16 protein-coding genes are annotated in these 20,504 nt (G+C 32.2%); 4 read left to right on the top strand and 12 right to left on the bottom strand.

Annotation, left to right across the window (positions count from 1 at the left end; translation table 11 throughout):
• The first annotated feature begins 1 nt into the window (after nucleotide 1).
• Nucleotides 2-1,555 (top strand): response regulator, encoded by a 1,554-nt coding sequence (locus C1I91_RS04555; protein ID WP_128211533.1) that lies wholly within the window; start codon nucleotides 2-4, stop codon nucleotides 1,553-1,555.
• Between the two features lie 214 nt (nucleotides 1,556-1,769).
• Here C1I91_RS04555 and C1I91_RS04550 read toward each other — a convergent pair whose 3' ends face one another.
• The 5 genes from C1I91_RS04550 to C1I91_RS04530 all read right to left on the bottom strand — a co-directional run bounded on the left by C1I91_RS04550 (nucleotide 1,770) and on the right by C1I91_RS04530 (nucleotide 7,112).
• Nucleotides 1,770-2,591 carry a TIGR03943 family putative permease subunit gene (locus C1I91_RS04550; protein ID WP_238475921.1) on the bottom strand — a complete coding sequence of 274 codons (822 nt, stop codon included), beginning with the start codon at nucleotides 2,589-2,591 and terminating at the stop codon, nucleotides 1,770-1,772.
• Nucleotides 2,592-2,799: 208 nt separating this feature from the next.
• A complete protein-coding gene (locus C1I91_RS04545; protein ID WP_128211531.1) occupies nucleotides 2,800-4,389 on the bottom strand; it encodes a permease in 1,590 nt (529 codons plus the stop codon).
• A 99-nt stretch (nucleotides 4,390-4,488) separates the two neighbouring features.
• Nucleotides 4,489-5,328 carry a metal ABC transporter permease gene (locus C1I91_RS04540; protein WP_128211529.1) on the bottom strand — a complete coding sequence of 280 codons (840 nt, stop codon included), beginning with the start codon at nucleotides 5,326-5,328 and terminating at the stop codon, nucleotides 4,489-4,491.
• Nucleotides 5,322-6,098 carry a metal ABC transporter ATP-binding protein gene (locus C1I91_RS04535; protein WP_128211527.1) on the bottom strand — a complete coding sequence of 259 codons (777 nt, stop codon included), beginning with the start codon at nucleotides 6,096-6,098 and terminating at the stop codon, nucleotides 5,322-5,324. Before C1I91_RS04535 ends, C1I91_RS04540 begins: the two co-directional genes overlap by 7 nt.
• A 69-nt stretch (nucleotides 6,099-6,167) precedes the next feature.
• Nucleotides 6,168-7,112, bottom strand: a complete 945-nt coding sequence (locus C1I91_RS04530; protein ID WP_238475920.1) for a metal ABC transporter substrate-binding protein — start codon at nucleotides 7,110-7,112, stop codon at nucleotides 6,168-6,170.
• A gap of 261 nt (nucleotides 7,113-7,373) precedes the next feature.
• Between C1I91_RS04530 and C1I91_RS04525 the strand changes: the two genes are divergently transcribed.
• Nucleotides 7,374-8,366 carry an NADH:flavin oxidoreductase gene (locus tag C1I91_RS04525; protein ID WP_128211525.1) on the top strand — a complete coding sequence of 331 codons (993 nt, stop codon included), beginning with the start codon at nucleotides 7,374-7,376 and terminating at the stop codon, nucleotides 8,364-8,366.
• A 73-nt stretch (nucleotides 8,367-8,439) separates the two neighbouring features.
• Here the strand turns inward: C1I91_RS04525 and C1I91_RS04520 are convergent, their stop codons facing one another.
• The 5 genes from C1I91_RS04520 to C1I91_RS04500 all read right to left on the bottom strand — a co-directional run bounded on the left by C1I91_RS04520 (nucleotide 8,440) and on the right by C1I91_RS04500 (nucleotide 13,830).
• On the bottom strand, nucleotides 8,440-9,123 hold the full coding sequence (locus C1I91_RS04520; RefSeq protein ID WP_128211523.1) for an ABC transporter ATP-binding protein: 684 nt from the start codon (nucleotides 9,121-9,123) through the stop codon (nucleotides 8,440-8,442).
• Nucleotides 9,124-9,127: 4 nt separating this feature from the next.
• On the bottom strand, nucleotides 9,128-10,243 hold the full coding sequence (locus C1I91_RS04515) for an ABC transporter permease (RefSeq protein WP_164880438.1): 1,116 nt from the start codon (nucleotides 10,241-10,243) through the stop codon (nucleotides 9,128-9,130).
• A 131-nt stretch (nucleotides 10,244-10,374) separates the two neighbouring features.
• Nucleotides 10,375-11,496 (bottom strand): ABC transporter permease family protein, encoded by a 1,122-nt coding sequence (locus C1I91_RS04510; RefSeq protein ID WP_128211520.1) that lies wholly within the window; start codon nucleotides 11,494-11,496, stop codon nucleotides 10,375-10,377.
• A gap of 419 nt (nucleotides 11,497-11,915) precedes the next feature.
• Nucleotides 11,916-12,983: a mannose-1-phosphate guanylyltransferase gene (locus tag C1I91_RS04505; RefSeq protein ID WP_128211518.1), complete on the bottom strand. Its 1,068-nt coding sequence runs from the start codon at nucleotides 12,981-12,983 to the stop codon at nucleotides 11,916-11,918.
• Nucleotides 12,984-13,116: 133 nt separating this feature from the next.
• On the bottom strand, nucleotides 13,117-13,830 hold the full coding sequence (locus C1I91_RS04500) for a pirin family protein (protein ID WP_128211516.1): 714 nt from the start codon (nucleotides 13,828-13,830) through the stop codon (nucleotides 13,117-13,119).
• A gap of 398 nt (nucleotides 13,831-14,228) precedes the next feature.
• Here C1I91_RS04500 and hydE point away from each other — a divergent pair, with 398 nt between their 5' ends.
• Nucleotides 14,229-15,293, top strand: coding sequence for a [FeFe] hydrogenase H-cluster radical SAM maturase HydE (gene hydE / locus C1I91_RS04495; protein WP_128211514.1), 1,065 nt, complete (start codon nucleotides 14,229-14,231; stop codon nucleotides 15,291-15,293).
• A gap of 150 nt (nucleotides 15,294-15,443) precedes the next feature.
• Here hydE and C1I91_RS04490 read toward each other — a convergent pair whose 3' ends face one another.
• Nucleotides 15,444-16,508, bottom strand: a complete 1,065-nt coding sequence (locus C1I91_RS04490) for a right-handed parallel beta-helix repeat-containing protein (protein ID WP_128211513.1) — start codon at nucleotides 16,506-16,508, stop codon at nucleotides 15,444-15,446.
• A gap of 579 nt (nucleotides 16,509-17,087) precedes the next feature.
• Between C1I91_RS04490 and C1I91_RS04485 the strand changes: the two genes are divergently transcribed.
• The gene (locus tag C1I91_RS04485; RefSeq protein WP_128211511.1) at nucleotides 17,088-18,065 is read left to right on the top strand and encodes a glycoside hydrolase family 5 protein; all 978 of its coding nucleotides are present in this window, start codon (nucleotides 17,088-17,090) and stop codon (nucleotides 18,063-18,065) included.
• A 209-nt stretch (nucleotides 18,066-18,274) separates the two neighbouring features.
• Here C1I91_RS04485 and C1I91_RS04480 read toward each other — a convergent pair whose 3' ends face one another.
• On the bottom strand, nucleotides 18,275-20,440 hold the full coding sequence (locus C1I91_RS04480) for a methyl-accepting chemotaxis protein (protein ID WP_128211509.1): 2,166 nt from the start codon (nucleotides 20,438-20,440) through the stop codon (nucleotides 18,275-18,277).
• Between the last annotated feature and the right edge of the window lie 64 nt (nucleotides 20,441-20,504).

Below are 20,504 nucleotides of genomic sequence, written 5' to 3'. Positions count from 1 at the left end.
TATGTATAAACTATTCTTAGTAGATGATGAAATAGAACTTATTGAAGGCCTAAAAGAATTGGTAGATTGGGAAAGGAATAATATTCAAATCTGTGGAGAGGCAAACAACGGTATAGATGCCCTTGAAAAAATACTTACTCTTAAACCGGATATAGTAATCATGGACATAAGAATGCCTAAAATGAGTGGTTTAGAGCTTCTTGAAAAAATATATTCTAAAGGTTTAAGTATTAAATGTATAATATTAAGCGGCTATGATGACTTTTCTTATGCAAAACAAGCTTTAAACTTATCTGCTTATAATTATCTTTTAAAGCCTTGTCGTCCATCAGAAATACTGGAAGCGGTTCTCGACGCAAAAAATAAATTAATAGAAGAGCGTTCAAAGGAAAAAATAATCCAAGCCAATATGCTTAAGGAACTTATATTAAAACCCTTCAGTAATACTGAAACAAATGATAGTATTTTTATAAGTAGTTTTGATTACGCCAACCTGCAAGTTATTATATTATCAATAGACCACTCCACTGTTATCTACAATCTTTTTGATAATAAAGATATAGATTTCTTAAAAGAATCTATTAAAAATATAACTATTGAAACTCTGGATTGCCTTAATATAGTGAACTTATTTGAAGAAGATTCTAGCTTAGTACTTCTAATAGCTCCAAGCAGCAGCCTTTTAAGTGAAGCACCAGTCTCTACAACACTCTTAAAGCTTAAAGATCTCATAAGAAGCTCCTTAGGTTTTTCCATAACAATAGCTGTAGGAACATCCGTTAACAAACTAGAAGCTTTAAATCTTTCATATAGCAGTTGTAAAAAAGCTTTGGAGTATAAGTTTTTTCTTGGGGAAGGTAATATAATCTACGCTGATAATATAAGCCATTACAATACTGCTTCCAATCCCTACCCCTTAGATGAAGAGTTAAAGTTAATGAGTTATCTACGAACTGGTTCGATAGATGATATCCATAGTATCCTTGAAAGGTTTTATAGCAGGCTTTGCCAAGGGGGCATTCCTAGAAAGAAGAATATTCAATCCTATAGTTTATCGCTTTTAGGTTCTATAAACAAGTTTTGTATAGAAAGTGATATTGATATAAATTCTATTTCAAAGTTAGGCTCTCCTTTTGATGTTATTCTTCAATGCGAAACAATAAATGAACTAAAAAATCAGCTAGAAATCATTATATCCAATATATTCGATAGAATTAATAGCACCAATAAGAATAACAGCTTAGTAAAGCTTGCATTAGACTTTATCACAAAAAACTATGATAAGGATATAACTCTTGAGACCGTAGCAAAAGAGATACACTTTACTCCTGGCTACGTGAGTCAGTTATTTAAACAGGAGACCGGAGTAAACTTCCTTGAATTTCTTCATAAATACCGCATAGAAAAGTCCAAAGCACTTTTAAAAAATAAGCTATTAAAGAATTACGAAGTAGCCTATATGGTAGGTTACACTAATGAAAAACACTTTTCAAAAACCTTTAAGCGGTATACTGGACTTACTCCTAGTCAATATAAATCTAGCATAGTTTCTTAGATATCATAAATACCTTTAACCATTGCGAAATATATTTTCAAAAGCTCCTCTCAGAACCGAGAGGAGCTTTTGAAATGGCTTTTTTATTGAAGTTGTACATCTTTATATAGACTAACTTAAACTATTAACTTATAAGTGCCAAAAGATCCACAGGAACTGAAATTATCCAACAAGTATAAATTAAGTTTTCATAAATTATACCTATAATAAATCCTTAATAAGGATAAACATAGTCAGCCTTTGGCTTTTCAGCCTTATCTACCTGCTCTGCTTCTATGACAGGCATATTCTGACCTTTGTAATTGACAATATCTATGGTTCCATTAACCATGACCCAAGTATCTTTTTGTAAAAGCTCTGCAGCATTGTATCTGCAAAGAAAACCCACTGGCTGCAAATCTGCAGTACAACAAGTCATCATAAGTCGTGCAGGGACAAACTCATTTTTAGTAAAATCTTCGCTTTTAAAAACTGATCCAACTAGCCTGATTTTTTTTCCTTTATATTTATCCATATTTGTAGAGATCTCAGTTACCCACTTTACAAAATTCACATCTGTCATCACAATAGTATCATCTACTATCACAAGACCATTTTCCACTTGAAATTTATCTGCTGCACTTGAGCTGTTATCATTAGAATTACTTGACTGTACACTGCCAGCTTTATCAATACCATTGCTCAAATTTTTAGTTTTTTGAGTACCTGAAGTAACAGTATTGGCCTCTATATCATTGAAGGACATAGAGCTTGAATCCATTGCTTTTGCAGGTATTGCTAGAGCAAAAACAATAGGGATAAGAAAAAATACGTACTCTTTGCCTTTACTCTTTCTTCTAGGATGAAATATATCTGGTACAATAGTTAAAATTAGAAATATCATAGTCAAAATAGCAAACTTAATGTAAGGTATAATCCTAGGATGAACATAAAATAGAACTTTTCCAGTAAAAACTAGATACACGAAAAATAATGTAATAGCGCTAAGAATTAAGATTTTAAAAATAGCTTCCATATTATATCTATTGCTTCTCAATTAACACCCTCCTACTATTAAGATAATATAACCTCAGCTATTGGACACGATGTAGCAATATTAATTATTAAACTAAGCTCATTAATGTATCTAATAATCACTCTCTTAATTTAATAAAGCTGATTAATAACATCTAAACTTAAACACTTTCATGCTTTTGGTCTGCTTAAATTACATATTTAAATTAACTGATTAGTAATCCAATGCCTTAAATAGTCAGTCTTACAAATGCTACAAAGAATATAAGTACTACTACCTTAACCACAAATTTCTTTTTAAAGTTTCCTAGCAGCATTGATAGGTTTTTTATATCTATCATAGGCCCTACTACCATAAAGCCAAGAACGGATCTAAAAGGTAGTTGATTAATAAAGGTCCTAGCTATAAAGGCATCAGAGGTAGAACACACTGACAGTATGAAGGCAGCTAACATCATAACAAGCAGAGAGGTTATAGTGGTTCCCCCTAGGTTAAAAATGATATCTTTAGGTACCATAACTTGCAGCAACGATGAAAGAAAGGCTCCTATTATAAGGAACTTACCCACTTGAAAAAATTCCATACTTGAATGCTTAAAAATAGCTTTAACCTTTTCTACAATTCCCTTAGTTCCACCATAATAATCACTACATACTGCACACTCACACTGAGCCAAGTTATCTAGGCTATCTAAAGCTACGTCTTTTTCAGGAAAAATATAAAATATTAGTCCTACAAAAAAAGCTATGGTTGCTCCAAAATATATTCTATATAGTGCTGTTGTAGGTTGATTGGGAAAAGCATACAAGGTAGAGGCTATTGCTATGGGATTAACTATTGGTGCTGCAAGCATAAAGGTTATAGCTATAGGTAGTGGTATTCCCTTCTTTATAAGCCTAGATGCAACTGGAACTATTGCACAGTCACATACCGGTAAGGCCACTCCACTAATCAAGGCAAAAAGGAAGCCTAGAATTGGATTCTTCGGAAAAAATCTACCTAAAACCTCACTAGTTACAAAAACTTGAATAATTGAAGAGAAAAGAACCCCTACCAAAATAAAAGGTACAGCCTGTATTAATATACTTAAAAACACAGTACTAAATATTTGAACTTTTGAAAAATTAAAGCCATGGATGTTTGTCCACTTTGTTAATAGAAAACTACAATATCCTAAGAAAACTGCGAGAAGAAAACATATTACCAAGTTAAAACCATTAAACTCTAAGTATTTATTTACCCTTGCACTTCTCTCATATACCTCCAATATATCTTTCTCATCCTGAAATCCTACTAACAGCTTTATATTTTTGTTTAGCTTTTTAGCTACTTTTTCTATATATAAAGTACCTTTTTCATCTTTATCAGATACCTTATTTACAACCAATAGATCGCAGTTAGAAATATGCTCAACAGTGTTATTCTTCAAATTAGTAAAATACATTTTAAAGGCCTTTGCATCTACTAAATTGATAACGTTACTCAAACAACTTACTTTTCGTAACTGCCTTGAGTCTACAATATCTAATATTGGTTCAAGCTTATCAAAGCCATTACACTCAATAACCAAAGTGTCTGGTGAAAACTTTTTAATGATCTCATACAAATAATTAATTGTTATAGGCTTATCCTTCTCATGATCTATTATATTTACAGAACTATCTTTGGCATATTCAGAACTAATCACTGCTTCGCCTTTTTCTTTCTGTATCACGACTATCCTAGACTTATGTTGGTAAGACTCTCTTAATAAGCCATTTATAAATGATGTCTTTCCTGCTCCTAAAAAACCTGTAACCAGAATTATATTTGTTTTCATAACTCCCACCCTTAGTTTAACTATTTATTATCCTATAAAAGTTTGGTCTTATATATTTTTAATAAATATATGGCAGCTTTTTTAATAATAGACTATTTTTTATGCTGACCTATAAGTTTCTTTTCTTTTAACTCTAAAAGCATTAATTATATTCTTTGTAAGGATTATGCCAACAAGAACAATCACCCCTGTAAGTACTATAGTTCCACCAGGTCTCAGATTACAGTAATAAGATAGATAAAGACCTGTTATAGTGAAACTAATAGCAAAAAATATGGACAATACCATTGTTTTTTTATAGCTTTTAGCTATCTGCATTGAGCAAGCAACTGGTAAAACCATAAGAGACGATACAACTAAAGTTCCTACAGTTCTAGACGCTAGTGATATTGCTAAAGCAGTTAATATCATAAATACGAAATTTATAGTTCTTACAGGTATTCCTGCAAGCCTTGCTGCCTCTTCGTCAAAACTCATATAAAATAACTCTTTATACAAAGCCACTACTGCTATGATAACCACAATACTCAAGCCCACCACTAGCTTGAGCTCAAAATCTTCTATTGCAACTATACTTCCAAAAAGAAAACTATTAAAATTGGCACTATTTTTTACAAAACCGGATAGCACTCCCGCAAGCCCAATTCCGGTTGACATTATTACAGCTATTGCTATTTCCGAATACTTTGAGAAGGATTTTCTTATCTTTTCTATTGCAAGTGTAGAGATTATAGAAAAGGCTATAGCGCCTAGCACCGGATTAATTCCCATAATAAGTCCTCCTGCTACACCAGCTAAGGAATTATGCGAAATAGCATCTCCAAGCATAGAAAACCTTCTTAGAACAATTGTTAGTCCTATACAGGGAGTTATTATAGAAATTAAAATACCTACTATAAAAGCCTTTATCATAAAATCATAACTAAAAATACTCAACATATATCTTTCTCCGTCCTTAAATAGGTTTTTATAACAATTCCGTCAGAAGAATAATCTACTGACTGTTCTTCTTTTCCCTCAAGTCCTATATTGTCATATTCAAATCTTTGCTTTAGTCTTCCATCCTTCAGTATTAGCACTCTATTACAGTACTCATCTATTGCTTTCATGTCATGAGAAATAATCATAACTGTAATACCATTTTCCCTATTGAACTTCTTAACTAAAGATAAAATTATTTCTTGAGACTTTGCATCTACTCCAACAGTAGGTTCATCTAAAAGAAGTATTTCTGGTTCATTTACCAGCATTCTGGCTATAAATACTCTTTGCTGTTGTCCTCCTGAAAGTGCACCAATCATTCTATCTTCATATCCAGCCATTCCTACTTTATCTAAAGCTTCAGCTACCATCCCTTTATGATTCTTATTAGCACGTTTAAATAACCCTATCTTTTTATATAAATTTGCACCAACTACCTCTCCAACAGTTGCAGGAAAACTTAAGTTAAATGAAGTTGCTTTTTGTGATAGATATCCTACTCTATCCCAAGCATTAAAGGCTTCTAGCTTTTCTCCTAAGATTTGAATTTCTCCAGTATTAGCTATTAAAGATCTAGTTAGTAGCTTCATCAAAGTACTCTTTCCTTCACCATTAGCTCCTATGATACCAATAAACTCTCCCTTATTAACTTTAAAACTTATATTTTTTAAGATAGGTAATGCTCCATAACTAAAGCTTAGATCTTTAATGTTAACAACTTCATTCATGTTTTTTCTCCCTTTTAGCTTCAGTATATACCTAGGTATACTGATTTATTTTTAACCCTAAGTTATGTTTTACTCTAAGGCCTTTTTTAACATTTCAAGATTGTCTCTCATTACTGAGAAGTATTCTTTACCAGCTTTTATATCCTCATCTTCAAGCCCCTCTAATGGATTAAGAACCTCTGTTTTAGCTCCTATTTCTTTGGCTATAGCTTGTGAAACCTTAGGGCTTATTAAATCTTCATAGAATATATACTTAACATCATTTTTCTTAGCGAAATCAGCTATTTCAGCCATCTTTGCAGCTGTAGGTTCCGCATCAGCCTGTAAGCCTTCTATAGGAACTTGATTAAGTCCATATGCAGCACATATATACCCAAAAGCCTGATGAGCTACAACTATATCCTTCTTCTTAAACTTTGAAGTTGCAGCTTTAAATTCCTTATCTAAGTCATCTAATTTTTTAGCATTTTCCTCGTAATTACTTTCATAGTAATCCTTGTTTGAAGCATCAGCTTTTATTAAAGCTTCCTTAATTGCCTCCATTTCCTTCTTTGCATTCATTGGATCAAGCCATACATGAGGATCATATTTTAAATCCGCCTCATCTTTTTCTGGATTATCCATTAACTTTACTTCTTTTGAAGCCTCTACCTTTATAAGTTTTTCATTTTTAAGGGTCTTAGAAACTTTATCTATCCAGTGTTCCATGCCACCACCACTATAAACCAATACATTTGCCTTTTCCAAATTTGCAACATCCGTTGTACTTGGCTCCCAGTCATGAGGTTCTGTTCCTGCTGGGACTAAATTAGTGACTGTAATCTTATCTCCTCCAATTTTTTTAGTAAAATCATACATTGCATAAAAGCTAGTATACACTTGTAGCTTTTTATGCTCACTTTCTGTAGCAGCACTATTTCCAGTGCTCTTACTTCCGCACCCCACAAAAATTGATGCACTTAAACTTACTAAAGCTATTAATCCTATAGCTTTCTTCTTCATACTTTTATTCATTATCAACCCTCCTGAGCATTTATGCGAATGCTTTGCATTTGCAACTCTATTTATTAATATAATTTATATTCTCTATTTATGCAAGATTTTTTTATAAATAAATGGAAACTTAGCTATGGTTGTTAGTTCTAAATTCACCTTTCACAAACGTACTACTTTCCAATAAAATTTGTATTTTCTTATCTAAGTTATTTATCTTTATATACTTTTCTTATCTGAATAGTATATAATTAAATCGTATACAAGTTAGGAGGAGTGTTTATGTCAGTTTTACTTAGTTCATTAAAAATAGGTTCTTTAAACTTATCCAATCGTTTGGTAATGCCCCCTATGGCAACCTCTAAGGCTGGATCAGATGGGGAACTTACAGAAGATATAGTAAATTACTATGAAGAAAAATCCAAAGGCGGATATATAGGATTGATAATCATAGAACACAGCTATATCTCAAAAGCAGGAAAGGCAAGTAATCACCAGCTTTCAATATCAAGAGATTCTGATATTGAACCACTAAAGAAACTTGCAAAAACTATTCAAAACAATGGTTCTAAAGCTGTTATGCAAATAAATCATGCAGGTGGTTCTACAAAGGAAGAGGTAACAGGATTAACTCCAGAAGCACCTTCTGCTATTGAGAATCCATACACTAAGCTCGTAACTAAAGAACTGTCTAAGGAAGATATTAAGAAGGTAATAGCTGACTTTGCTGAAGCTGCAAGAAGAGTAAAAGAAGCTGGCTTTGACGCTGTAGAAATCCACTCAGCCCATGGCTATCTACTAAATCAGTTCTACTCTCCAATATTCAACAAAAGAACTGATGAATACGGCGGGGATATATTAAATAGAATAAGAATTCATTTAGAAGTTATAAAGGCAGTAAAGGAAGCTGTAGGACACGACTTTCCCGTATTACTTAGATTAGGAGCATTAGATTACATCGATGGCGGAAGTCAGTTAGAAGATGCAAAAATTGCAGCTAAGGAATTTGAAAAAGCTGGAGTTTCTATCTTAGATATATCTGGTGGTTTTAGAGGTTTCACTGTTCCTGACTTCAATGAGCAAGGATACTTCTACCCTGTAACTGAAGAACTTAAGAAGATAGTATCTACCCCAATATTACTAACTGGTGGAGTTGTTGACGCTACAGCAGCAGAGCAACTATTAGAAAGTAAAAAGGCTGACTTAATAGGAGTAGGTAGACCTATACTTAAGGATTCTGAATGGGCAAAGAATGCTATAGAGAGCTTACAATAATAAGGCAGCCACTATGGCTGCCATTTTAAATCAAATATATTCCTTATATTTATATAGAAAAAAGAAGCAACTCTTAAATAGAAATTGCTTCTTTTTCTACTATTCTTCCATCCTCTATGCAAATAGTTCTATGACAAAACTCTGTAACAGATATGTCATGAGTTATTATGATTATCGTCTTTCCTTTTTGATTTAATTGCTTAAGCTTTTCTAAAATATCTCGCCCAGTATTTCTATCCAAAGCTCCTGTTGGTTCATCAGCTAGAATAATATTAGCATCAGAAGCTATGGCTCTTGCAATTGCTACTCTCTGTTTTTGTCCACCAGAGAGTTCCTTAATTTTATTTTTTGCCTTATCACTTAAACCTACTGCTTCTATAGCCTCATTAGCTATTTTTTTCTTTATACCGGATTTCAGCTTTCTAAAGCTTAGAGGCAATACAACATTGTCAAGCACAGTTTCATTGTTTATAAGTGCAAAGTTTTGAAATATAAAAGCAATGTTTTTATTCCTATATTTTGAAAGCTTTAAGTTGTTAAAACCTGATGTATCTTCTTCCTCTAGCATATAAGTACCTTCCGTTGGTTTGTCCATAAGTCCAATAATATTTAGCAAAGTAGTTTTTCCAGAACCAGATGGCCCCATTATTGCTACCATTTCTCCCTTTTCTATAGTTAGATTTATATCTTCTAATGCCATGAACTTGTTACTTTTAGTACCATAAATTTTATTTATTTTTCTTAATTCTATAGCCATGTCATCACTCCATTATCAGTTTACTTGGATTTATACTTAGAATTTTTTTTATAGGTAATAATGTTGAAAAGATACCTACGGTTAGAAATATACCTGTAACCATAAATATAGGCCTAAACTCTATATTCTTATAAGTAAACAAGAACAATACCTTATCATTCTTACATAAGAAGTTTAACCCAAACCCTAATATTAATGCCAATAAAAATACAATTGCATTTTCAATAAACACATAAGTTAATAAAAACCTATTACTTGCCCCCTGAGTTATCATAACTGCAATATCAGCCTTTCTTTCATCTATAGAAATAATCATAGATAATGAAGCAATCACAGTTACAAAAACAATTACTATTAAGGCTATTGCACTCATATATCTTATATATTCCTGCCTAGACTGCTTTACATCAAGTAGAAGACTATATGTACTTAATGGATTGATATTAATCTTTCTTTCATTGGCGAACTGTTGCAAAGCAGTAGTAAGCTTATCAGCACTTGCTCTATCCTTAGCTTGGACTATATAGTTTTTTCCTATAGAAGTGATAGCAAAAGACTGAAAATCAGTCTTTGTATTATACGGAACTACAAAGTAATCGTCTAAGCTTTTAGGTACTTGTCTATAAAAATCTCCTGCACTAATCCAACTAGCATCCTTGTCTAAGAAAGCTATTATCTTATACTTAACCCCTTCAACATCTGTTAACTCTTGCCCAATATTAAATATATCTTTATATGCTGCTCCTACTACCACTGGTACATAATCAAAAGACTTGCTATATAAAAGCTTAACTTTGCTATCTTTATAAGGCATCATATTTACTATATCCTTATCCAGATATAAAAGCTTAGATGCCATAGGTTTTAAACCTAAAGTATCATTCTTCCACAACTTATCATTTAGATATATGTAGTTTTTATTACCTGCTAACTCTTTAAATTGATAGTTTGTGTAAGTATAACCTCCATTTTTAACCTCTTTATTCTTCAGGAATTCACTTATACTATCTAAGTCTTTTTTCATATCCTTTAGATCTTTATTGTATTCCTCGTATTGGAGTAAAATCGTAGTATCTAAATCAACGTAGTTCTTTATTATATTGTTTTGCAAATCATTCATTTTCATCATATGCAACAAATCATACATAATTATTACAGCTATAATTAGGTTTATTAGAATAAACCCTATACTGAATTTTCTTTTTTTAATAGAATTAAATAATAAGCGTCTCATTCTTCCTCCATAAATTCTTAGAGCTTGTTAATATTCAATGAAGGATTTATCCTTAGAATATTAAATAAATTTACTCCTACAATAAAGATGCTATTAACAACACATAAAATAGCTGAAATCATTAAATTGTCCAAATATAATCCGAAGCTTACTTCAATTATCTTTGATAAATAGGAATTAATAATTACAAGTACAAATATAGCTATAACTGTTGCTATTATGGACAAAAATAGGACATTGAGAAGCACAAAGCTAATAGTATTTACGATACTTCCTCCAAAAGCTATTCTTATAGACAACTTAGCTTCCATTACCCTAATCATATAATTAGTAATATATATACAAGCTGATATAGCTAAGGCATAGGTCATTATAATCAATACTACAAAGTATGAGTTATCTCCAAATGCATTAAGTAAAATAACTTGATTACTATCTATGTCCTTTACTTCAACCTGAGGGTGTTCTTCCTTTTCATATATTTTATTACTTATATATTTTGCAATTGATACCTCATTACCATTTCCATTTAGAATCATTTCAAAATCATTATTTCTAAGTATCTCATTAGCTAAGTCATTGTTTAATTTATTACAGGCTAAAATTACACAATAATCCAACTTAGTCTTATACTTTTTATTTCCCATAACACCTCTTATGTTGTAGCTTCTTCCTAATATATCCAAAACTTTGTCATTACTAGTTAAACCTATTTGTTTGTATAGGTCTTTGCCTATAAGTATAGAATCACCATTACTTATATCTGACTTAGTAAAATTACTACCTTCAACTATAGGTATTGGTACTATAGGTTTATTATTTTTATATAGATCTACATATAATAAAGGTTTTCCATCTATATTATTTAAAGAAACATTAGCTTTTAATCTATATTGCATAGCATCATCAATAGAATCAAATACACTAAGAAGGTAACTTTTGTCCTTCAAACCACTTCCATAGTAAAAATCTATAGATGACTTCTCCAACCCATTATTTTCTTTCTTCAAGCCTTCAGCTGTATTTTTATACCCTACTGCAAATAAGGTTATTGAAAGCTGACAAATAGCTAATATTATAATAAATACTAAAGCCATTGCTTTATATGTCCTTATATTCTTTAACACTTGTCTTAACAAATTATATACTCCTTAAACATGTTAGAATTTTGTCATATATGTTTCTATATATAATGTTTATTGTAAATAAACACTTAAATATATTAACATGCATCTTTTGTTTTCAATGTTGCTTTATGTCGCTATATTAATATTTTTTTCTACAAAAAAACACACTAGATTGTAGTGTTGATTGATAATTATGTAATATAATTTCATTTATGAATTTATAAGCCATATTTTATAGCTAAATCATTTATTCAGACTATAAAATTACAGAAATATTTTAAAAATACTTAGTTACTAATTTATTTAATAACAATTTTTCTACTGCTTATCTTATCCATCTGTCCTAACTTTTTGATATCACTAGGTTTTGCCGTCAATACTGTTCTTAACAGTAAAAATAATAAGGCAGCCACTATGGCTGCCCTTTTAAATCAAATATATTCCTTATAATTATCATCCTGATTGATAGTATTTAAAAGATGTTTAATCTCTTGGTCCTTATCCTTATCCATGACTAGTATAACGTCGCCTGCATCAACTATTACTAAGTCTTTTATTCCGAATCCGATTATGAGATTTTTACTGCCAAATATCGAGCAGTTCTCGCATTCCTCCAAAAATACATTTTGAGAAATACTATTGCTTCTATGGTTGCCTAAGAATCTGCTTAAAGCGCTAAAGCTGCCTATATCATCCCAAAGAAAATCACTTTTTAGCACGTAGGCCTTTCTTGTTTTTTGCATTACTCCAAAATCTATAGAGATACCATCTATCAAAGCATACTGTTCAGCTATGGCACTAGCTTCATTTTCCGTATCTACATTCTTATATATTTCCATCAAGCTTCTGTACATCTTAGGAAGATACTTTTCCATTTCTCTTAAAATAACATCTGCTCTAAAAACAAACATACCGCTATTCCAAAGATAAGTTCCTTTTAAGATAAAATCCTTAGCTACCTCTACATTAGGCTTTTCAGTAAACCTGGCAACCTTAAAAGTAGCTATATTTCCTCCAACTCTTTCACCCATTTCTATATATCCGTAGCCTGTTTCTGGTCTACTTGGTTCTATTCCTAAAGTTACTACCCCTCTTCTCCTATCAGCTATTTCTACTGCTTGTGTTAAAGTGTCTAAGAAGTTTTTCTCGCCTTCTATATGATGGTCAGAAGGTAATACTATCATCACAGCATCCTTGTCTTTCTTCAATAATTTGACTGCTGCTAGACCTATACAGGTAGCGGTCTCCTTATTACTAGGTTCTGTGAATATATTGTCAGCGCAAATGTCTGATAACTCTTCTTTTATTTGATCCTCATAGTCTTTATTAGTAATAACATAGATATTGTCTGTCGGTACCAATGGGTGAATTCTTTCAACAGTATTAACCAAAAAGCTTTTGTTATTTACCACCTTCAAAAACTGTTTAGGTCTGTCCGATCTAGATAGTGGATAGAGTCTTGTTCCCTTGCCTCCTGCTAAAATCAGTGCATAAAGCATTTAGCCTTCAACTCCAAGTATTGTTATACACTATACTATGTCTATATATGAGGTAATGTGAAATATGTTTTACTATTAATGGAAATAATAACTCCCGTAAACTTTTAAAACAAAAGTCTACAGGAGTTAAAAACTATCTCCAAATTACATTTTTCTTTGTCATCTCAATTATTAATATATGAGATTTCTCTTTAGCCTTTATCTTTACATCTTCTTCAACAATTTCAGCTGCATCTCTTTGCTCTAACTCAACATCATTAACAGTACTTGTTCCTTCTATTTGCACCATATAAGCCTGTCTTCTATCGCCTACAGCAAAATCAATTTCATTACCTTTTTCTAATTCAAGAGCATAGAAGTTTATATCTTGATTAACCTTTATAGGTGCATCTCCTTCTTTCGAGGAAACAAAGTGGAACCATTTATTTTTTCTTAATTCCCAATCGAACTTAAAGTCTCCATATTGAGGAGTATGGTTCTTCTTATCTGGTAACACCCATATCTGAAGAAATCTTGCAGTTACATCGCCTCTGTTGTGCTCACTATGATAAACTCCAGTTCCAGCGCTCATATATTGTACCTGGCCTCTTCCGATTACGCCTTTACTCCCCATAGAGTCCTCATGAGTAAGTTCTCCTTCTATACCGTAGGATATTATCTCCATATCCTTGTGGGGATGCGTATCAAAGCCAGTATGAGGCTGAATTAAGTCGTCGTTTATTACTCTTAAATCTCCAAAGCTTATATTTTCAACATTAAAATAATCTGCAAAGGAAAAATGGAATATGCTATCTAACCACTGATTCTTACTTTTTCCCATATCGCTACTTTTAATTCTTCTAATCATATCGCACCTCTATATTAATTATAGTTAATTACTTTTAATAACTTCGTAACTTTATAATATATTATCTTTTCTCTGTTGTCAATCTTATAATCCTATATAGTTTTAATATATATTAATCCTAATTATATTATTGAAATTAATTGATTAAGAAGGAAATGCTATATGAGCGAGCAAATAGCACAAGCTCATCTAAGTATCGAATGACTGACCATTTAATTTCAACACAGCCTTTAAAAAAACTTACTTTTTAACTTGTATTAAGTTTTACCGCCCTTATATCTACTTATACTCAAAATTAATATTCAGCAACCGATTTAGTTATACTTTTTACTTTTAAAAACCCTACTTAAATAGTATAATTATTAGGAATAGCAAAGGTCCGTTTTTAGGAGGAATTTATGGATAAACTAATTGATTTAGTAAAAAAGGCGAAGACTACTCATTGTCTTACAAAAGATGAGCTGGTTGAGCTTTTGAAGAATGACGAAATAAATGAGACTATATATAAGGCTGCTGATGAAGTAAGAGAAGAATATCGTGGCAACGAAGTACTTCTAAGAGGGCTTATAGAATTTACAAACATATGTAAAAGAAACTGTATGTATTGTGGACTTAGAAGAGACAATAAAAACATTGAAAGATATAGATTATCTGAAGAAGAAGTCTTAGATTTCGCTACTAAGGCTGTGGGCTATGGTTATAGAAATCTAGTTCTTCAAGGTGGTGAAGACGATTATTTTACTATAGAAAGAATGTCTAATATTATTAGAAAGATAAAAGCTCTTGGAGTTACTCTTACCATAAGTATTGGCGAAAAGACTTATGAAGAATATAAAGCTTTGAAAGAAGCTGGAGCTGACAGATATCTGCTTAGAATAGAAACTACTGACGAAGATCTATACCATGAACTTGATCCTGGTATGAGCCACGCTGAAAGAAAAAGATGTCTTAGAGATCTAAAAAGCTTAGGCTATGAGGTTGGATGCGGTTCACTAGTAGGACTTCCTAATCAAACTGTAGAATCAATAGCTGATGATATTTTATTCTTTAAGGAAATAGATGCAAATATGATTGGTATCGGTCCTTTTATACCAAATGGGGACACGCCTCTTGCAGATTGTGCTGGCGGTGATTTTCATATGTCAATAAAGGTAATGGCTTTAACTAGATTACTTATGCCTGGTATAAGAATCACTGCTACAACCGCTATGGAAACTCTAAACAAAAACGGAAGGGTTATTGCATTAGAAAGCGGAGCAAATGTAGTTATGCCAAATGTCACTGAGGGCGATTACAGAAGATTGTACGCACTTTACCCAGGTAAGATATGTATAAATGATACTCCTGCTCATTGTAGAGGATGTATTTCTGGAAAAATAAAAGCACTTGGAAGAACTGTATCCGATATTTCAAACGATGCATCTATTCTAACAATTGCTAATAATACTATAGCTTCAAATTAGTCTAATCTTAATATTTCAGAGCATATTTTTAGGGCTGCTAGTTTAACACTTAGTTAATCTGGCAGCCCCTTTTATATCAAGGGTGGGAATAGCTAGAATTTCTTAGAAAGCTTGCACAAAATTTCTCATCGTACTAGCCCTCTGGTTAATCTATTTTAAATTTCCGGCTGTTATAACAGATGAACCTGATAATATACTAACCGTTCCATTGTAAGAATAACAGTCAGTAAAGGTTATTTTACCGCTAATAGGTTGTTCAGGGAAATTATAATTATTTTTCAAATTGCCTGTAGCGGTACATTTTGTGATGACAAAAGCTCCACCGCCATGGTTTTGTGCATATCCACTAGCTCTATTGTTGTTAGCAGTACAGTTAGTTAACTTATGAGCTCCTGTAGAACGTGCATCTCTTGTTCCACCAAGCTTGAAGCCTTCCCCGTTTCCTGCTGGAGCTCCTTTATGATATCCATTATGGGTAGCAGTACATCCTTGCAATTCTACTGCATTCATATTATTGAAAAAGTCCCATCCATCATCAGAGTTATCTTGAGCTGTACAGCTTATAAATTTATTTCCTGCTCCAGGTAAGTCTTTGCATGCATATCCATCTGCATTGCCGCCTGCTGCTGCTTGATCATAGTTATCATGGGAAAAACAATTTGACACTGTTGTATGATGAGCACCATTTGTTATCTGAAGTCCGCTGTCTCCATTGCTGTCAAATTCGCAGTAATCGAAAGTATTGTATCCAGCTGTTGAGCCAGTAAGTTTTACTCCATTATCTCCTGCATTGTATATCTTTATATTTCTTAAAGTCCAGTAACTACCAGTAACCTTAAATCCTAAAGAATTATCATTACCACTCTTTGACTGACCGGTAAAGTCTAAAACTGGTTTACTACTTGAGTTTGAAGCGGCTATGGTTATAGGACTTCCACTGGATCCGCTTTTAGCTAAGTTAATAGTTCCTGACATATTCACATTTAATTTATAGGTTCCACTAGACACATATATAGTTGTTCCTGCTGTAGCTTTTGATATAGCTTTTTCAAAAGTCTTAAGAGGCTTAGCAACACTCAGTCCATCGTTATTATCGTTTCCATTGGGTGAAATATACAAGGCTGAGGATGCCGCACGTACAGTTGTAAATCCACTTACTGCTAAAAATAAAACTGAAAGCATTAACGTTGAAAATATACTTAATATTTTTCTCATACTATTACACTCTCCTATATACTTTATATTTATTAACAATTTTAACTAGCAAGTCATTTCAGTCAGCTGTATTAATTAACATTAAATTATATATTATCACCTCGTTTCACGTTAACATAAACAATTGCAAGTCACTGAAAGTTAAACATAACTTATATATGTAACTATTGTTGATAATTATTGTACACTAAAATCAATTTATTGTAAGCATTAAAATATTTTTCTTATATAAACTCCAATTTTTTCTTATATTCCAGCGCAATACTTGTAAAATATTACAACAATTCAATCACTTTACATAAATTCATATTTATAATTGTGCTTTTATATATGTAATGATAAAATGTATATACATTTATTGCAAGTATACATTCTTATTCAAACTAATAAACACATTATATCTTAAGTTTTTATCATAGCATACTTTACTTTCTATTTGTTCATGTAATTTATTATCAAGACAAAACTTTGATTATATTATGTAAAGCTTATAAATAGAGATTTAAGAAAGGAGGTACTAATCAAAACTTATATAATCTTTACATCATGTAAAATATAGAATATTAATAGGAGGTTACTATGAAAATTAAGTCTTTTATAATGTCACTAATATTATTAACAAGCTTTACTATCCCATATTCTCAAAAAGCTACCGCTGCCACTACTGGCTTCCATGTAAACGGTTCCTCACTGTATGACGGGAATAACAAACCTTTTGTCATGAGAGGAATTAATCATGCCTACACTTGGTATAAAGGGCAAGAATCAGTGGCTATCCCTGCTATAGCAAAGACTGGAGCAAATACAATCAGAATAGTGCTATCTGATGGAGATCAATGGACAAAAGATGACTTGGCTTCAATAAAAAATCTTATAAGTCTATGTGAAAAAAATAAGCTTGTAGCCATATTAGAAGTCCATGATGGAACTGGTTCTGACGATATCAATAGATTAAATAATGCGGCTAATTTCTGGATTGAGATGAAGAGTGCATTGATAGGCAAAGAGCATACAGTGATATTGAATATTGCAAACGAATGGTATGGTACATGGAGCAGTTCAGGATGGGCAAATGGTTATAAACAAGTAATTCCAAAGCTTAGAGACGCAGGTATAAAAAATACTCTAATGGTAGATTGTGCTGGATGGGGCCAATACCCTGCATCAATTTCAGACTACGGCACAGATGTATTTAATTCCGACAAGCTAAAAAACACTATGTTCTCCATTCATATGTACGAGTATGCAGGTGGAAATGCATCTAATGTAAAGAATAATATTGACAGCGTATTAAATAAAGGCTTAGCACTTTGTATCGGAGAATTTGGAATAAGACACACCAATGGCGATGTTGATGAGGCAACTATAATGAGTTACTGTACTCAAAAATCTGTTGGCTACTTAGCTTGGTCTTGGTATGGTAACAACTCTGACTTAAGTTTCCTAGATCTATCAAAGGATATGAAAGGTACAAGCTATACAGAAGCCGGAAATATAATAATAAATGGCACAAATGGTATAAAAGCTACTTCTAAAATATGCTCTGTGTTTAAATAATCTAAAAGTTGCTGAAGCAAGCTTAACAGTAAAAATGGACAGTTATTGATAACTAAAGTCATCTCTAACTGTCCTATAATATACTTATTATTGGTATTATATTTTTATATGTACCGACTTCCATTAGATTAAGTTAGTGAACTCTGAATGAAAAGTAATCTGTATTTTCACTGAAATTATTACCTGTGATAACTTAATTAAAGCTCTCTCTACAGCTTAAACTTTTCAATAACTTCCTTCAAGCTTTCAGCTTGTCCATTTAAATCTAAGGCCAACTCATTAATTCTCTTATTATCAAGAGCCTCATCTTCTATAACAGCTGTAACTTCCTCAGTAGCCGCAGTATTTTGTTGAGATATAGCCGCAATATTGCCTATAGCAATATTTAAGTTATTCTTAGCTTCATCAATGCTTTTTACGGAAATCATTGACTTTTCTATAGCAGTTGATACTTCTTTAAAAGTCTCTCCCAGTTGTGAGAAAGAGTCTATAGCTGATTTAACTTGTGACTGTTCTCTCACAAAGGCCTCTTTAGCATTTTCAGCAATAAGCATAGAGTCATTTATTGCCGAGTTTACATCTTCGATTATCCCCTTTATCTCTAATGATGCTTTTTGAGATTGTTCTGCTAATTTTCTTATCTCATTAGCAACTACTGAGAAACCTTTTCCAGCTTCTCCAGCTCTGGCTGCCTCTATAGAAGCATTTAATGAAAGAAGGTTTGTTTGGTTAGTTATACTATTTATTTCATTTAATATCTTTAATATTAATTGAGTGCTACTAGTTAATTTGTTAATTGTAGACGCTACGTCACTCATAGCCTTTGAGTTCTCTATTGAGGTCTCATGAAGCTCATTTATATCTTTGGTGCTATTTCTTATAGCATTTACTGCGTGCTCCTTTGCCCCTTCTAACTGACCTAAGGTGTTCGTAGTATCTGTGATTTGATCATCTAGTTCGTTATTAATTGTAGCACAGTCCATAGTATCCTCAGCCTGCTTTGAAGATCCCATAGATATTTCTTGTATGTTCCTTACTATATCCTCTGATTTTTCATTAATATTATTTGAAACCTTAAGTAAGTCTGAAGATATAGCTGCAGTTTCATCAGCCAATATAGCTGTATTTGTAAGAGCTCCCTTTAGTCTAGCAACCATATTGTTAAAGTTAACAGATAACTCATTTAATTCTTTTATTTTATAAGTCCTATCAGATAAAACTGTAAAGTCACAGTTTGAAACCTTTGTTATTAATCCTATAAAGTTCTTAATTGGCACTGTAATCTGCATTGATATAGGAATAGATGCTGCTGCTGCTAATATTAAACTGACAATTAAGATTATTAAAGAATACTTTCCTACATGTAATGCACTGCTGTAAAGTTCACTAGAAGGTATAAGGGCTATGTACTTCCACCCTGTTTCTGATAACGTAGAATACATTATGTAATAAGATTTGCCATCAACCTTTTCGCTAAAGGCTCCTTCTTCTTTACCCTTAATTGATGAATAGAAATCTCCACTATACTTTTCTCCAACGGTTACTTCTGTATTTCCTCCAATAACTTGTCCCTTATCATCGACAATTATTACCCTACCATTGTCCCCTATATTTATATCTTCCATAGCTTTTTTAAATATACTATCGGCTACATTTATCTGAAGCACTCCAAGTTCCTTACTAGAAACTCCATTACCCACTGACTTTATGTAGCTTAATTTTTTTGTTCCATCTGTATCTGTTACTGCCCAAAACGCCTTTCCTGGCTGCTCCATTGCAGTCTTATACCAATCTGTTTTCTTAGCTTCATCTCCAATCTTCTGAGAAGCATCATCGTAAACATCTATTTTTGTATTAATTGACAAACCATCATTATCTTTATATAGATAAATGCTATCTAACACCTCACTATTGTTCAAGCCTATAATCTTTTGTAAGTTAGTCTTAGCATCTGTTGCTTTACTTATAACTTGATCTCTTTCGGTACTAGAAAAAGCCATTCCATCTTTTATCTGTGTATCAGACAAAATTTGATAAGAAATTTGTTCTGAGAAGTCATTAATTAATCGTACATAATGCTTGTTCTGATTTAGGATGTGATCTGTAGATGTCTTAAATTCTTTTGTCATATTACTTGTCATAACAACAAGATTGAATGAGGTAGTTATAACCATAACAATAAGTACCAACGCAACAAAGGCTATAACTAGTCGCCCTAGCAAACTCTTAGTGCTCAATACATCGTTAACAAAATCTTTATTTATTTTCTTTTTACCACTTTTAGCTGAAAACACCCCATTTAAACGTTTAGATTCAACTCCTGACTTTAAACTATTATCTTTTTTCTTAGCCTTAACAAGCCTTGTTTTGAACATAAAACTCTCCTCCTCATCTCTTAGGCAATCGCTTGCACATCTGTATACACCTAACACATCTATA

It is taken from the genome of Clostridium manihotivorum, assembly GCF_004015185.1.
Taxonomy (GTDB): domain Bacteria; phylum Bacillota; class Clostridia; order Clostridiales; family Clostridiaceae; genus Clostridium_AR; species Clostridium_AR manihotivorum.
This window is presented reverse-complemented; position numbering and strand designations above follow the sequence as displayed.

What these genes read in the sequence shown, in the direction of transcription:
- C1I91_RS04555 (WP_128211533.1), top strand. Translation starts at nt 2, where the DNA reads ATGTATAAACTATTCTTAGTAGATGATGAAATAGAACTTATTGAAGGC.
- C1I91_RS04545 (WP_128211531.1), bottom strand. Translation starts at nt 4,389, where the DNA reads ATGAAAACAAATATAATTCTGGTTACAGGTTTTTTAGGAGCAGGAAAG.
- C1I91_RS04540 (WP_128211529.1), bottom strand. Translation starts at nt 5,328, where the DNA reads ATGTTGAGTATTTTTAGTTATGATTTTATGATAAAGGCTTTTATAGTA.
- C1I91_RS04535 (WP_128211527.1), bottom strand. Translation starts at nt 6,098, where the DNA reads ATGAATGAAGTTGTTAACATTAAAGATCTAAGCTTTAGTTATGGAGCA.
- C1I91_RS04530 (WP_238475920.1), bottom strand. Translation starts at nt 7,112, where the DNA reads ATGAATAAAAGTATGAAGAAGAAAGCTATAGGATTAATAGCTTTAGTA.
- C1I91_RS04525 (WP_128211525.1), top strand. Translation starts at nt 7,374, where the DNA reads ATGTCAGTTTTACTTAGTTCATTAAAAATAGGTTCTTTAAACTTATCC.
- C1I91_RS04520 (WP_128211523.1), bottom strand. Translation starts at nt 9,123, where the DNA reads ATGGCTATAGAATTAAGAAAAATAAATAAAATTTATGGTACTAAAAGT.
- C1I91_RS04515 (WP_164880438.1), bottom strand. Translation starts at nt 10,243, where the DNA reads ATGAATGATTTGCAAAACAATATAATAAAGAACTACGTTGATTTAGAT.
- C1I91_RS04505 (WP_128211518.1), bottom strand. Translation starts at nt 12,983, where the DNA reads ATGCTTTATGCACTGATTTTAGCAGGAGGCAAGGGAACAAGACTCTAT.
- C1I91_RS04500 (WP_128211516.1), bottom strand. Translation starts at nt 13,830, where the DNA reads ATGATTAGAAGAATTAAAAGTAGCGATATGGGAAAAAGTAAGAATCAG.
- hydE (WP_128211514.1), top strand. Translation starts at nt 14,229, where the DNA reads ATGGATAAACTAATTGATTTAGTAAAAAAGGCGAAGACTACTCATTGT.
- C1I91_RS04490 (WP_128211513.1), bottom strand. Translation starts at nt 16,508, where the DNA reads ATGAGAAAAATATTAAGTATATTTTCAACGTTAATGCTTTCAGTTTTA.
- C1I91_RS04485 (WP_128211511.1), top strand. Translation starts at nt 17,088, where the DNA reads ATGAAAATTAAGTCTTTTATAATGTCACTAATATTATTAACAAGCTTT.
- C1I91_RS04480 (WP_128211509.1), bottom strand. Translation starts at nt 20,440, where the DNA reads ATGTTCAAAACAAGGCTTGTTAAGGCTAAGAAAAAAGATAATAGTTTA.